Genomic DNA, 14,174 nt, shown 5'->3' on the forward strand with positions numbered 1-14,174 from the left:
TACACCGCATGAAGCGAATGGCCGGCCTTTCCGCACTTGCCTTGATTATCTCCAGCACCAGTGGCTGTGGATGGATCTGGGGCCCGGATGGTTATTTCCGCGACCGTGGTAGCGATTACCTCGAAGCGCAACAGACTGCACCGATGCAACTGCCACCTGATGTCAGCGTTGCCAAGCGCCTGGATCCGCTGCTGCCGATCCCGCGCAACGTCGCCGACGACAGCGTCAAGGGCGAATACGTTGTCCCGCGTCCACAGCCGCTGTCGGCCGTGGCCGATGCCAGCGACTACACGCTGCAGAAGAGCGGTGATTCGAGCTGGGTCATGGGCCAGCATCCACCGGCCGAAGTCTGGCCCGTGGCTATCCAGTTCTTCCAGGACAACGGTTTCCGCCTGGACGAACAGCGCCCGCAGACCGGCGAATTCACCACCACCTGGCAGCGCTCCGATGAACTGTCCGCGGCCATGGCCAAGCGCCTGAGCGCCGCCGGTGTCGCAGCCGACAGCGAAACCCGCGTGCGCGTGCGCATCGAGCCGGGCGTGCAGCGCAACACCAGTGAAATCTACGTGGTCAGCGCCGAGCGTCCCGCCGGCAGCACTGCCGACGTGGCTTTCACCAATCGCTCGGTCAATGGCAGTCTCGACGCCGCGCTGGTCGACGACATGCTCGCCAGCATGAGCCGTAACGCCGAGCAGGGCGGTTCGGTCTCGATGCTCGCGACCCGTGACTACGACACGCCGAGCCGGGTCAGCCTGAGCGAAGACGGCAGCGGCAACCCGGTGCTCAACGTCGGCTCCGACCTCGATCGCGCCTGGTCGAGCGTTGGCCGCGCGCTGGAGCAGGGCGAATGGCGGGTTGAAGACATCAACCGCAGCCTGGGCCTCTACTACATCAACCTCGCTGAAAAAGCCGAGAAGAAAGACGAGAAGCCTGGCTTCTTCAGTAGCTTGTTCGGCAGTGCGCCGGACAAGGAAGAAGTCGAAGCCCGCGCCGAGCGTTACCAGGTTCGCCTGAGCAAGGTCGGCGACAACGTCCAGGTCACCGTCGAGAAAAACATCAATACCGTGGCGCCAGCCGATGTGGCTCGCAAGGTATTGGGTGTGATTCAGGACAACCTGGGCTGATCCGATGCGTTTTGCCGTTCTCGGCAGCGGTAGCCAGGGGAACGGCACGCTGATAGCCAGTGCTGGCACCTACGTGCTGGTCGATTGCGGTTTCTCCCTGCGGGAAACCGAGAAGCGCCTGTTGCGCCTGGGTGTGCACCCGGCGCAACTGAGCGCGATACTCGTGACCCACGAACATGCCGACCACGTGCATGGCGTGGGTTTGCTGTCTCGGCGCTACAATCTGCCGGTCTACCTCAGTCGCGGGACGTTCGGTGGCCTGCGCAAGCCCATCGAGCCGGCTGGCTTCGTGGCCGGTGGCGAGCAGTTGCGTATCGGTGCCCTGGACATCAGCGTGGTCAGCGTGGCGCACGATGCCCGCGAGCCGACGCAGTATGTGTTCAGTGATGGCGAGCGGCGTTTCGGATTGCTCACCGACCTGGGCTCGTACTGCGACAGGGTGATGGACAGTTATCGGGACCTCGACGCATTGATGATCGAGTCCAACCACTGCCGCGACATGTTGGCGCGAGGGTACTATCCCTACTTCCTGAAGCAACGGGTAGGCGGGGAACACGGACATCTGAACAACCACCAGGCGGCATTCCTGGTGGCCGAGTTGGGCTGGCAAGGCCTGCAACACCTGGTCCTGGCCCATCTGAGCAGCAAGAACAACCTGCCGCAGCTGGCCCGGCAATGTTTCGTCGACACCCTCGGGTGCGACCCGGACTGGCTGCAACTGGCCGATCAAGATTCAGGGCTCGACTGGCGACATATCGCCTAGCCCATCTACTTAGCAAGCGGAGCCCATCATGGAAAAACGTGAAGAACTCTACCGCGGCAAAGCCAAGTCGGTTTACAAGACCGATGACGCTGACCGCTTGATCCTGCTGTTTCGCAACGACACCTCGGCGTTCGACGGCAAGCGCATCGAACAGCTGGACCGCAAGGGCATGGTGAACAACAAGTTCAACGCCTTCATCATGCAAAAGCTCGAAGCCGCCGGCGTGCCGACGCAGTTCGACAAGCTGCTGGGCGACAACGAATGCCTGGTCAAGAAGCTGGACATGATCCCGGTCGAATGCGTCGTGCGTAACTACGCCGCCGGCAGCCTGGTCAAGCGCCTGGGCGTGGAAGAGGGCATGAAGCTCAACCCTTACACGTTCGAGCTGTTCCTGAAGGACGACGCCAAGGGCGACCCGTTCATCAACGAATCCCACGTCGTGGCATTCGGTTGGGGCACCGCCGAGCAACTGGCGCGCATGAAGGAACTGTCGCTCAAGGTCAACGAAGTGCTGACCAAACTGTTCGACGACGCCGGTCTGCTGCTGGTCGACTTCAAACTCGAATTCGGCGTGTTCAGCGACGGCTCCATCGTCCTGGGTGACGAATTCAGCCCGGACGGCTGCCGCCTCTGGGACAAGGACACCAAGAAGAAGATGGACAAGGACCGCTTCCGCCAAGGCCTCGGTGACGTGATCGAAGCCTACGAAGAAGTCGCCCAACGCCTGGGTGTCCCGCTGTAATCGACGCAAGCGTCTGATAGCACGGAAAAAATTTCGCTCGGGGGTTCGCTTCCGGCAAATGTGCTGGTATGATGCGCGCCACTGGAGAGATGCCGGAGTGGCCGAACGGGACGGATTCGAAATCCGTTGTACTGGCGACAGTACCTAGGGTTCAAATCCCTATCTCTCCGCCATTATTGAATACGACTGAGCCCCTGAAATGGTTGAACATTTCAGGGGCTTAGTCGTTTCTGGCGTTTGGTTTTGAGGCGTTTTCAGGACGGAGAGCCTTGCTTCATTACCGCTCAGTGCAGTGACGTTGCGTCGTGGCCAGTTGGGCGGGCCTTGGCAGAGCCAAGCAAGAGAGCATAATTCGGCGGAGCAATGGAAATTCCTCAACTGATCAATAGCGAAAGGGCAAGTGCAAGGCACTGGATCGGCAGCCGGACGCCTGATAGTGCTAAAAGAGTTATAAAACTAAATCCTGATTCAAAAAATGATTGAAAAACTGTCATTTATAACAGTGTTCCTGGCAATGATAATGCCTACTATGAAGTTGCCACTTCATGTTATGAGGATTTATTGGATGAATAACTTAAATAAAGTAATTGCCCTGTCCCTGTCAGTGATGTTCTTGGGGATTCATCAAATTGTGCTCGCGGACCAGTGCGAGGATGCTTGGCGTAAAAGCTCAGCTTCTAGAAGTTGCGGGTCGGGGTCGTCGCCTGAGGCAAGGGCGGAATATATTGATAAGGGAGATGGGCAGTGCCGAGTTCGCACTTACTGCGGGACAAATATAAGTACGAACTCATATCCTAACAGCGGTACATATAGCTTGGAGGATATTTCTAAACTGGAAAACATAAATGGAAAATTAAGGCTAGGTGGTCGCTAAATTAGTCGAGCGCTACGCAAGCGCGGCTACAGGTAATGCCGCGCTTGTACCCCGTGCTTTTGTATGAATGGAACGGATCGAACGCTAAAATCATTGGGTGTAGACCGCCAATAGGTCCTTCAGCTCATTACGTATTTCATTCTCCAAGTCCTAAAAATTGGCGCTTTATCGCTATAGGTTTTATAGGCGGCAATCCATCACCTGCGATGAAACATTGGTTGGCGCGCACCCGTTCAGCACTTGGTCCTGCTGCTTTCCGAAATGGATCATGCTCGGGACGGTTTTCATGCGGCTATCCATCTCAATGGCAGCTCGCGAATTGTCCAGTTCGATGAAACACGGCTGAGTAGGGTGCGCATTTCGAGACCGCCAATCTTTGTAACAATTAGACTAATGGTCTATAGCTCAAGGCATGGCTGCCGATAGGCAGGTTATCCCCCATGTAAGGAGTGACACCATGCTACGGTTTTTCGCCGACCTTGGCTTTCGTTGGAAAATCACTCTGCCGATTGCGTTCCTGGCGGTGCTGCTGGTGCTGATGGGGTGGACGGGCATGCGCGGCATCGGTCAGGTGACCGAGTCCAGTACGCAGTTGACCAAGCGCTATCTGCCGGCCATCAGCCTGTTGCTCAATGCCGACCGCGATCTTTATCAGGCCTTTGTGGCCGAGCGCAGTCTGCTGGATGGTCATGCGGATGAGCATATTCAAGCGCTGAGTGCCAGTCATGGCGAGAATGCCAAGCAGGCCTATGACCGTGTGCAGAAATATGCCGCGATGCAGCCCGGCGCAGAGGCTCAGGCCTTGGTCAGCCAGTTCAATGACAGTTTCGGGAAATGGATGCAGGTTTCGCGGCGGGTCGTCGAGCAGTCGGTAGGCGATCCGCAGGGCGCCAGCGCGCTGAGCTTTGGTGACAGCGAGCGCCTGTTCGAAACCATGCGTGATTCAATCGACAAGCTGGGTGATCTGGAAGATGCGGCGTCCCATCGCGAGGGCGATGCGGCCATCGCCAATGGCGAGGCGGTCGGCGTGCAGCAGGGCGTTATTCTGCTGGTTGGCCTGCTCGGTTGCATCCTGGTTCTGGTTGCCTTGCCGCTCGTGGTGCTGAGCCCGATGCGCCGTTTGTTGCACCGCGTCGAGCAGATTGCAGAGGGCGGCGGCGATCTCAAGGGGCGCCTTGAAGTGCGTTCGGCTGATGAGCTCGGGCAGCTTGGCAGCGCGTTCAACCGGTTCCTGGACAAGTTGCAGCCGCTGATTGCCGAGGTCGGACGGGTAACCGGGGAAGTGGACTCGGCAGCCCGGGCCATGGCTGCTATGGCTGCGACGAATGACCGGCTGATCAGCAGCGAGCACGCGGCGCTCGACCAAGTCAGCACCGCCGCGACGCAGATGAGCGCCGCTGTGCATGAGGTTGCTCATAACGCCGTGAGCGCCTCGGACGCCGCGCAACAGGCCACCAGCCAATCCCGCGACGGCGCCGAGGTGGTCAGCAGCACGATCGAGTCGATCCGCCAACTGGCCCACGAAGTGGAAAGTGCCTCGGGCACGATCGAGGCATTGGCCCAGGAAACGTCCAGTATCGGTGCGGTGCTGGAGGTGATCCGTGGCATCGCCGAGCAGACCAACCTGCTGGCGCTGAACGCCGCCATCGAGGCAGCGCGAGCTGGCGAACAGGGTCGTGGTTTTGCGGTGGTGGCCGATGAGGTCAGGGCGCTGGCGGCGCGTACCCAGGATTCGACCAAGGATATCCAGGTCCGCATCGAGCGCTTGCAGAGCGGTGTCGCCAAGGCCGTGCAGGCCATGCAGGTCGGCAGCAGCAAGGCGCGGGACAGCGTCGAGCGCGCCGCCGGTGTCGACCAGGTGCTCAGTGGTACTGGCGGGTCGATCCAGCGGATCAATGACATGGCCGCGCAGATCGCCAATGCCTGTGAAGAGCAGAGCAGCGTGACCGAGGAGATTGCCCGCAACATTTCCGATATTCGTGACCTGTCCAACGAAGCGGCAGCGAACTCCGCCCAAAGCATGCACGCCAGCCAGCAGCTGTCGAACCTGTCCAGGAACCTGGCGGAGCTGACCGGCCGTTTCCGCACCTGAGCAGGTTGCGACCGTGTCCACCGCTGATCTTTTGCACGCATTGCATCAGGACGGTTTTGTCCTGATGCCCGGTGTGTTGACCGCCACGCAAATCACCGAAATACGCCAGGCCATCGACCAACTGAAACCCCACCACTGGGACTACAGCGGCGTCATCGATCATTACAAATGCGTCTTCAATCGAGACCCGTTCTGGCTGCCGTATCTGGAGGTGAGCGGGGTGATCGAGCTGGCCGAGGCGGCGTTGGGCGAGGATTGCCACATCATCGGGCAGACCGCCTGGCGCTGCCATCCCGGTTTTGTCGGCGCTGCGCTGCACCTGGATTACCTGCCGATGCAGCTGCCCCCCAGCCTGTTGGCCGAGCCTTCTTTTGAACTGCCGATGCAGGTTTTCACCGCACAGTTCTACCTTGATGACATCGACGCCGACTTGAGCCCGACGCGGGTCATTACCGGCAGCCACAAGGCGGGGCGGGCGCCCATGGCCGGCGAAACCCAGTGGCAGGGCCGTGCGGCTAAACCGGTGCTGTGCCAGGCGGGTGATGTGCTGATATTGCGCAGCGAGTTGTGGCACGCCGGCAGTGACAACCGGACCGCCGACCGCACCCGCTACATGCTCCAGGTGCACTATGGCCGGCGGATGGTCGCGCAGAAGTTTTCACCTTACCTGCACTGGCAGTTCAATCCCGCGGTGCTGGCCGCCGCGACACCTCGCCAACGGCGGCTGTTGGGTGACCATCAGGAGGCGGAATACGATTGAGCCTGGCTCGGTCAGATCCAGACGTCATTGATCGCGGTTCGCGCATTCACTTGTTCGCCGGTGTTGATGACTCCCCGCGGTTCGATCAGCAACAGTTTCACTTCCTGCGCGGCACTGGGCTTGTGCTCGACGCCTTGCTTGACGACATACATCTCGCCCGGACCGATCAGCACCGCGCCATCGCGAAAGTCGATACGAAGTTCGCCGTCCAGCACGATGAAGGTTTCATCCGTGTCGGCGTGGGTGTGCCAGATGAAATCGCCTTCCAGGCGGACGATCTTGAACTGGTAGTCATTCATTTCAGCCACGACTTTCGGTGCCCACTGATCATGGAACAGCGTGTACTTCTGCGCGAAGTTGATGGGCGAATATCGAGTCATCCTGGCGTGCTCCTCTGTGGTTGATGAGCATCACCTTAGCGCTGGAAACTGCGTGGGTATTGGAGGATCGTGCAGCTTTTCGCGTTATGCCGTGCGTGCCGCTAGCGCAGCATTTTCAGCCAGCGTGCCGGTGAAATGCCAAAGGCCTGGGTGTGCAGCCGGGTCATGTGGCTCTGGTCGAAAAAGCCGCAGGCCAGTGCGGCTTCGCTCAGCGGCATGCCATGCAGCACGAGGCGACGGGCTTCATTCAATCGACGCTGGGTGATGTAGCGATAGGGGCTGGTGCCGTACAGGGCGCGAAAGTCCCGGGACAGGCTCCATCGGTCCCGGCCACTGGCCTGCACGAGGTCATCCAGGGTAATGGCCTGGTCAAGGGCATCATGAATGAACAGGCGCGCGCGCTCCGCTGCGGGGTAGTCAAGCAGTCGGCGTCCGCGCTGGTTACCTGCCGCGTCAGCCAGTGCCTGGGCCACGTCGTAGAGGGCGTCGTCTTCCTCCAGCGGGTCGAGGTGATGCCCGAGACTGCCCAAGAGCCTGCGAGTCGCAACGTTGAGCCGGGGATCGTTCGACAACCCGCCTTCGATGAAAGGCAATGGCCGGCCCCCCAATACCTGCTGGATCAATGACGGTTCGATGTAGGACATTCGATAATGAAAACCATCGCTTGTCCCCGCCTCGCCGTCATGGACTTCGTCCGGGTGCAGGACGATGGTTCCGCCGGGCTGGCTATGACGTTTGCTCTGCCGGTAGTTGAAGCTCTGGACCCCGGCGAGCGTGAACCCTATGGCATAGGTGTCATGCCGGTGGGCGCTATAGCCGTGCCCACTGAAGTAGGCTTCGATGCGCTCCAGCTTCTTCGATTCAGGCGCGCGCAGCAGCCAGTCGCGACGGTTACCGGGTTGAGTCATGGGAGGTCGGCTCTCGCTTTTGTCTGCACACGATACCTGTCCGGTGCGACCGATCCCAGCGGCGGCTTGTAGTTAAGGGAAAGCTGCTCATCGAGCAGCTTCGAGTGATACGAATGGACGGCTTCAGATTTCCTTTACAGGCGTCTCGCATTGGGCGGTTTTGATCAATCCGATGACGTGAAGGCAGTCTGCCTTGTTCACGTAGGATTCACCGCTGGCGATGGTTTCGTGATTGCCGGCTCGCAGGCGCCAGCGCCATTGGCCTTGTCCTGTGTTCGGGGTCCCTCGGGTTTGTCGGTAGATTTCAAAGTACATCGGTTCGCTCCATGCGATTAACGGATTCAGGACATGCTGAACATGTCCTGGCAAGCCTAGCCAAGCTGGAATTTTTCGCCAATGGGAATACGTTTCCAATGATTGTGAGATATTTCCGCACATTGCAGCGCTTGCTTTATCCGACCGGAACCAGGAGCAATGGATGAACCGCAACGAATTGCGCAAGGCCGATATCAACCTGATGGTGGTTTTCGAAACGCTGATGCTTGAGCGTAACGTGACACGGGCGGCGGAAAAGCTGTTCCTCGGCCAGCCAACCATCAGCTCGGCCCTGAATCGCTTGCGCACGCTGTTCAATGATCCGTTGTTCATTCGGGTCGGGCATCGCATGGAGCCCACCGCGCGGGCCGAGGAAATCATCCAGCACCTGTCGCCGGCACTGGATTCGCTGTCGGTTGCCTTGAGCTTGACCCATGATTTCGACCCCTCCAGCAGTGCCATGACGTTTCGCATCGGGCTGTCCGACGATGTCGAGTTTGGCCTCTTGCCGCCGCTGTTGCGCAGCTTGCGGCAAGAGGCGCCGCAGATCGTGTTCGTGGTCCAGCATGTCGATTACTGGCGTATCCCCGATTTGCTGGCCTCGGGCGATATCACTGTCGGCATCAGCCAGACCCGTGGGCTGCCGGCCAATGCCAAGCGCAAGCTGTTGCGACATATCCAGCCCTGCGTGTTGCGCGCCGATGCCTCGGATACCCCGCTGACCCTGGATGAATACTGTTCGCGGCCCCACGTGCTGGTTTCCCATACCGCCAACATTGCCGGGTTTGCTGACGAATGGCTGGCCGAGATCGGTCGCAAGCGCCAGGTAGTGCTGTCGGTGCCGCAGTACAGCGCGCTACCGGCGTTGCTGGCTGGCACCGACCTGATCGCCAGCCTGCCGGACTACACCGCCACCGCCATGGCCGCTTCCGGCCAGGTGTTCTGCGAACCCTTTCCCTTCCAGACGCCGACCCTGGACCTCTCCATGGTCTGGCTGAGCCATGTCGACAATGACCCGGCCGAACGCTGGTTGCGGTCCCGCCTGGAGGCTTTCATGAGCGAGCGTGCCGGCTTGCTGGACGAAACAAAACCTGCCTGAAACTGCAAAGTCGAGGTATGGTTGCGCCGACTGTCATCCCAACATCATCTTTTCGAAACGGAGTCGAACACATGCCTCACCTGCACATGGAGTACACCGCGAACCTGACCGAGCTGAACGCCGACGTCGCGCTGTTGCGCATGAACAACGCACTGGTGGCATCCGGTCAGTTCGCCGCCGAGTTCGACATCAAGAGCCGGGCCGTGAAAATCGATACGTTTCGCGTCGGCACCGGCATGGGGGAGCGTGGGTTCGTGCATGTGAAGCTGGCTTTGCTGAGCGGCCGTTCGCCGGAAATCAAGAAGCAGCTGGCCGATAGCCTGCTGGCGGTGATCCAGGATCTTGGCCCATGGCCCGCCGGTGTGAGCGTGCAACTGTGCGTGGAAGTCCTCGATATCGACCGCGGCCCCTACGCCAAGGCCGCCATCGGTCTTTGAGGTTCAAGCGAGGTCTTGCCCGGGACAGGCCTTGACGATCTGTTCACGCAGCCAGGCGTTGGCGCTGTCCTGATCGGCCGCAAGGCTCCATTGCATGTCCAGGGTAAATCCCGGCAAGCCCGCCGGCGCCCGGCAGTGCTGGAATGTCGCTGCGCTGGCCAGCAATTGCTGGATGCGACGGGGCAGGGTCAGGAGGAAATCGGTACCGGTGATCATCTTCAACGCCGCGCCGTAACTGTTGGCACGTGCGGCGATCTGCCGTTGCCGAGCCTGCCGCGTCAGCCAGCCGTCGACCATGTTGGTGGGCGACGCCCAAGGCGTGGGGAAAACGTGTCGACGCTGTACGAACGCTTCGATGCTCAACGGCGATTCCAGCGGAGCCGACCGTTTGTCTGTCACGCAGACCAGTTCTTCTTCCAGCAGGCGTTGGGTCTTGAGATCGGCATGGCTGCTGTGGAAATGGGGGCCGAAACAGATCACCAGGTCCAGGCTGCCGTCACGCAAGTCATCAACGGGAATATCGGCTCCGAGCTTGTGCACGTTCACCACGACGGGCAGGTCTGCATGATCGAAGCCTTGCAGCAGTTGTGGCAGGAGCAGCTGTTCAAAGTATTCCGGTGCGCAAATCTCGAAGGTCACGGCCTGCCGGGTCGGATCGAAGGCCGGCGTGCCGGCATGGCAGAGGTTGATGCTTTGCAAGATGCTGCGCACATGCTCGTGCATGCCTTCGGCCTTGAAGGTGGGGCGCATGCCGGTCCGGGTGTTGATGAACAGTTCGTCGTCAAAGCAGGCCCGCAACTTTTTCAGGCTGTAGCTGACCGTTGACTGGCTGACGCAGAGGATTTCCGCCACACCGGTGACGCTGCCTTGCTCGAATACGGCGCTGAACACCATGAGGTCCTGCATGTCGAGCTTTCTGAGGGTGTTGCTGTTCAGCATCCGTTCTGTCTCTCGCTGTGCTCCTTGCGCGGGGCGTGCGCAAACAGGTTTTGATCCTAACGGAACGAGCGTGTGCAGAGAATGCCGACCGCTGCTTTTCCCGCTGGCAAGACGGTGTTCAGCCGGCATGGCGAAGACGATTGTTTAGCCGACGCCAACGCAGACTCCATCAAATCCTGGTTTAACGGCTCCTGGCGTCATGGGAGGCTCTTGTCGAATGTTTTTCCGTGATGCTCCTATGGATGGTTGGCCTGTCGCATTTCAATACCCGCCGTGCGCCGCCATCGTCCTGGTCGGCGCCCAACCGCCTGCCGTGCCTCCAGCATCCTTTGCGCTGCCCTGCGAACTGGCGTTCTGGGCCCTCTGGCATTGTCGCCACGCACGTCCTCCGGATGGCCGTATTTCCTGTTGATTCCTTGAACCGTGCTCGTTGATAGCGAGCACAGGATGACGGTGCCTGATCGCCCGTCCGACACGAAAATACGAGCGTTCCCATGAGTCTTGTCGAATCTTCTTTTGCCTCCGTGCAGCAAGCCCAGGCGTTCCTGGCACAGAATCCGGATATCGAGCTGTTCGAATTGTTTATCGTGGATAACAACGGTGTGCCTCGGGGCAAGTGGCTGCATCGGGACGAGCTGCTCGCGGTCTACCAGAGTGGCCGGCCACTGCCGAGCACGATCCTCGGACTGACGCTCAATGGCGACGATGTTGAGAACTCTGGCCTGGTCTGGGACGTCGGTGATATCGATTGTCGTGCCTACCCCATCAGCGGCAGCTTGCAGCGCATGCCGTGGCGGCGGATTCCTACCGCCGCCGTGCAAGTCGGCATGCATCCCCGGGAGGGCATGCCGGCGGCCATCGCCGATCCGCGCTATCTGCTCAGTCGGGTGATCGAAGCCTTGCAGGCGCAGGGTTATTACCCGGTGATGGCGGCGGAGCTGGAGTTCTACCTGCTGGATGCGCAACGGGACAGCGAGGGGCGGCCGCAACCGGCGCGGGACGCAGATGGGAGCAGGCCGCGTTCCACCCAGGTCTATGGTTTGCGTGAGCTGGAACAGATCGAGCCCTTCCTTGCTGATCTTTATGCGGCCTGCAAGCTGCAGGGTATCCCGGCCCGTACGGCCATTTCCGAATACGCGCCGGGGCAGGTCGAGATCACCCTTGAACACCGCACCGATGCCCTGCAAGCCATGGATGACGCAGTGCGCTACAAACGGCTGGTCAAGGGCGTGGCGCACCAGCACGGCATGGCTGCCTGTTTTATGGCCAAACCGTTCGATCACCTGGCGGGTTCCGGCATGCACATGCATGTGAGTCTCGCCGACCGGGAGGGCAATAACCTGTTTGCCAGCGAAGCCGCCGACGGCACGCCGTTGCTGCGTCATGCGGTGGGCGGGATGCTCGCGACTTTGCTCGATTCGCTGCTGTTGTTTTGCCCTAATGCCAATTCCTACCGCCGTTTCCAAAGCCACAGCTACGCGCCGCTGGCTGCGACCTGGGGCGTGGACAACCGCACCGTCAGCCTGAGAGTCCCGGGTGGCCCGGCCTTTTCTCGGCACATCGAACACCGTATCTGTGGTGCCGATGCCAATCCGTACCTGGCCGCAGCGGCGATCCTGGCCGGTATCCATCTTGGCATATGCGAACAGCGCGATCCCGGAGCGCCTGTCGAGGGCAACGGATACGCCCAGGCGAGCCAATTGTTGCCCACCGACTGGCTGACCACCTTACGTGCCCTTGAATCTTCGACATGGGCGCGGGACGCGTTGGGGGATGAATTCCTTGGCGTCTACCTGGCGGTCAAGCGCGCCGAATATCGCCAGTTCATGGGCGAGGTCGGCGAGCAGGATTGGCGTTGGTACCTGAACCAGGCCTGAAGTGTTTTGAAGTGGCTGTTGAAAAATTATTTAACAGCAACTTTTTCACGAAAAATTGATGGTGGACTGCCTAAAGTTTGTGTTGCCGTAGCAAATGAATTTTTCACATTTGCCTACGGCAGGTCTTTTTAAAGAGCAACTTTCAGGAAGTCTCCAACCCTCATGCTGACTATTAAAGCCGTGCGCCCCGAGTGGGTGACGCTGGTCGCCAGTGCCTTTTTGTTAGTGGCCTTCAATGCCATTCTGTGGCAACACCTGCTCGCCATCACGGCGGCGGACGGACACGGTGTGTTGCTGTGCATCGCGTTTGCCGTGATGGTGTTCTGCGCGTTCAACCTGGTGCTGACACTGGTGGCGTTCCGTCCGCTGCTCAAGCCGTTGTTGATGCTGTTGTTCATGATCAGCGCCGGGGTCGCTTATTTCATGGCCCAATACGGTGTTTTGATTGATGCCGGCATGTTGCGTAACTTTGCCGAAACCAATGCCACGGAAGTGCGTGACCTGTTGTCGTTAAAGTTGTTTGGCTACCTTTTACTGTTAGGTGTACTGCCTGCATGGTTACTGTTCAAGACCCCGATAAGTTATCGTCGCTGGCCCAGGGAGTTGTTAAGCAAGTTGCTCGTCGGCGTCGTCTCGGCTGCGCTGTTGGGCGGGGTTGCCTTGATCAATTACCAAGGGTTGTCTTCGCTGTTTCGCAATCATCACGAGTTGCATCTGATGGTGGTGCCGAGCAACTACATCGGCGCCTCGATCGGCTACTTGCGCGAGCAGGTCGCCTCGGCCAAGCAGCCGTTCATTACATTGGGCGAGGATGCGCAGCGCAACCCGGCCTGGCAAACCCAAGGGCGCAAATCCCTGACGGTGCTGGTGGTGGGCGAGAGCGCGCGTGCAGAGAACTTTGGCATTCTCGGCTATCACCGCGATACCACGCCGCAGTTGGATAAAGAGGCCGGCCTGATTGCCTTTACCGACGTGCATTCCTGCGGCACCGAGACCGCCGTGTCGGTGCCGTGCATGTTTTCCAACATGGGCCGCAAGAACTACGACGCGAGCAAGGCCAAGAACGAAGAGGGCCTGCTGGATGTGCTCAAGCGCGCCGGACTGGAAGTGATCTGGCGCGACAACCAGTCCGGCTGCAAAGGCACCTGTGATCGGGTTGCGGTGCAGGACGTGAGTAATCTCAAGGACCCGGCCCTGTGTGCCAACAGTGAATGCCGCGATGAAATCCTGCTCCAGGGCCTGCAGCAGTTCATCGATACCCTCGACAAGGACACGGTGCTGGTGTTGCACCAGATGGGCAGCCACGGACCGGAATACTTCAAGCGTTATCCCAAGGAGTACGAGCATTTCACCCCGGTGTGTGAAAGCAACGCGTTGAATAATTGCAGCCGCGAAAGCATCGTCAACGGCTACGACAATACATTGGTATACACCGATCATGTGCTGTCGACGCTGATCGACCTGCTGCGGGCGAATCAGGACAAGGTCGACACGGCCATGCTGTACCTGTCGGACCATGGCGAGTCGCTTGGCGAATACAACCTGTTCCTCCATGGCACGCCTTATATGCTCGCTCCGGAGCAACAGAAACATGTGGCGATGCTGGCCTGGTTCTCCGACGGTTATCAGCAAGCCTTCTCGGTCGACACGCATTGCCTGCAACTGAGTCGGGAAAAACCCCTCAGTCAGGACAACCTGTTTCATTCGATGCTCGGGCTGCTGGAGGTCAACAGCAAGGTCTACAACCAGGAGCTGGACATGTTTGCCGGTTGTCGCGGCGCAGTCATCGACGGCGTGCTGGCCCGTGAGTAGAAGTTTCCTACACCTTTTTTTCACGCGGCACTGTTTAAGCTGTTGCTCACTT

General features: G+C 59.6%; 12 protein-coding genes, 1 tRNA gene and 2 pseudogenes. 11 read left to right on the forward strand and 4 right to left on the reverse strand.

Annotated elements, in window-relative coordinates; genetic code table 11:
- Nucleotides 1-8: 8 nt before the first annotated feature.
- The 7 genes and pseudogenes from bamC (at nt 9) to J3P86_RS06710 (ending at nt 6,355) form a co-directional block, all read left to right on the forward strand.
- A complete protein-coding gene (gene bamC / locus J3P86_RS06680; RefSeq protein WP_434653352.1) occupies nt 9-1,124 on the forward strand; it encodes an outer membrane protein assembly factor BamC in 1,116 nt (371 codons plus the stop codon).
- A 4-nt stretch (nt 1,125-1,128) separates the two neighbouring features.
- Nucleotides 1,129-1,887 (forward strand): MBL fold metallo-hydrolase, encoded by a 759-nt coding sequence (locus tag J3P86_RS06685; protein ID WP_305496207.1) that lies wholly within the window; start codon nt 1,129-1,131, stop codon nt 1,885-1,887.
- 28 nt (nt 1,888-1,915) lie between these two features.
- Nucleotides 1,916-2,629, forward strand: a complete 714-nt coding sequence (purC, locus tag J3P86_RS06690; RefSeq protein ID WP_025212375.1) for a phosphoribosylaminoimidazolesuccinocarboxamide synthase — start codon at nt 1,916-1,918, stop codon at nt 2,627-2,629.
- Between the two features lie 83 nt (nt 2,630-2,712).
- A tRNA-Ser gene (locus tag J3P86_RS06695) sits at nt 2,713-2,802 on the forward strand.
- A gap of 1,239 nt (nt 2,803-4,041) precedes the next feature.
- Nucleotides 4,042-4,689 (forward strand): annotated as a pseudogene (locus tag J3P86_RS06700) (MCP four helix bundle domain-containing protein); the annotation flags it as partial.
- A 306-nt stretch (nt 4,690-4,995) separates the two neighbouring features.
- Nucleotides 4,996-5,595, forward strand: a pseudogene (locus J3P86_RS06705) (methyl-accepting chemotaxis protein); the annotation flags it as partial.
- 13 nt (nt 5,596-5,608) lie between these two features.
- Complete coding sequence (locus J3P86_RS06710; RefSeq protein WP_434699711.1) at nt 5,609-6,355, forward strand: phytanoyl-CoA dioxygenase family protein; 747 nt, start codon at nt 5,609-5,611, stop codon at nt 6,353-6,355.
- 11 nt (nt 6,356-6,366) lie between these two features.
- Here the strand turns inward: J3P86_RS06710 and J3P86_RS06715 are convergent, their stop codons facing one another.
- From J3P86_RS06715 to J3P86_RS06725, 3 genes are all read right to left on the reverse strand, one after another.
- Nucleotides 6,367-6,735 (reverse strand): cupin domain-containing protein, encoded by a 369-nt coding sequence (locus J3P86_RS06715; RefSeq protein ID WP_305496201.1) that lies wholly within the window; start codon nt 6,733-6,735, stop codon nt 6,367-6,369.
- Nucleotides 6,736-6,836: 101 nt separating this feature from the next.
- Nucleotides 6,837-7,643 (reverse strand): AraC family transcriptional regulator, encoded by an 807-nt coding sequence (locus J3P86_RS06720; protein WP_434625425.1) that lies wholly within the window; start codon nt 7,641-7,643, stop codon nt 6,837-6,839.
- 123 nt (nt 7,644-7,766) lie between these two features.
- Nucleotides 7,767-7,958, reverse strand: a complete 192-nt coding sequence (locus tag J3P86_RS06725; protein WP_434625423.1) for a YegP family protein — start codon at nt 7,956-7,958, stop codon at nt 7,767-7,769.
- Nucleotides 7,959-8,121: 163 nt separating this feature from the next.
- Here J3P86_RS06725 and J3P86_RS06730 point away from each other — a divergent pair, with 163 nt between their 5' ends.
- Both J3P86_RS06730 and J3P86_RS06735 read left to right on the forward strand, forming a co-directional pair.
- On the forward strand, nt 8,122-9,057 hold the full coding sequence (locus J3P86_RS06730; protein ID WP_434569479.1) for a LysR substrate-binding domain-containing protein: 936 nt from the start codon (nt 8,122-8,124) through the stop codon (nt 9,055-9,057).
- Nucleotides 9,058-9,128: 71 nt separating this feature from the next.
- Nucleotides 9,129-9,494 carry a 5-carboxymethyl-2-hydroxymuconate Delta-isomerase gene (locus J3P86_RS06735; protein ID WP_434625421.1) on the forward strand — a complete coding sequence of 122 codons (366 nt, stop codon included), beginning with the start codon at nt 9,129-9,131 and terminating at the stop codon, nt 9,492-9,494.
- 3 nt (nt 9,495-9,497) lie between these two features.
- Here J3P86_RS06735 and J3P86_RS06740 read toward each other — a convergent pair whose 3' ends face one another.
- The gene (locus J3P86_RS06740) at nt 9,498-10,433 is read right to left on the reverse strand and encodes a LysR substrate-binding domain-containing protein (protein WP_434625419.1); all 936 of its coding nucleotides are present in this window, start codon (nt 10,431-10,433) and stop codon (nt 9,498-9,500) included.
- Between the two features lie 494 nt (nt 10,434-10,927).
- Between J3P86_RS06740 and J3P86_RS06745 the strand changes: the two genes are divergently transcribed.
- Both J3P86_RS06745 and J3P86_RS06750 read left to right on the forward strand, forming a co-directional pair.
- Nucleotides 10,928-12,310, forward strand: coding sequence for a glutamine synthetase family protein (locus J3P86_RS06745; RefSeq protein WP_434625417.1), 1,383 nt, complete (start codon nt 10,928-10,930; stop codon nt 12,308-12,310).
- A gap of 162 nt (nt 12,311-12,472) precedes the next feature.
- Nucleotides 12,473-14,122: a phosphoethanolamine transferase gene (locus J3P86_RS06750; protein ID WP_434699712.1), complete on the forward strand. Its 1,650-nt coding sequence runs from the start codon at nt 12,473-12,475 to the stop codon at nt 14,120-14,122.
- The last annotated feature ends 52 nt before the right edge of the window (nt 14,123-14,174 follow it).

Origin of the sequence: Pseudomonas sp. D1-1 (assembly GCF_051132225.1) — a bacterium.
Classification (GTDB): Bacteria; Pseudomonadota; Gammaproteobacteria; order Pseudomonadales; family Pseudomonadaceae; genus Aquipseudomonas.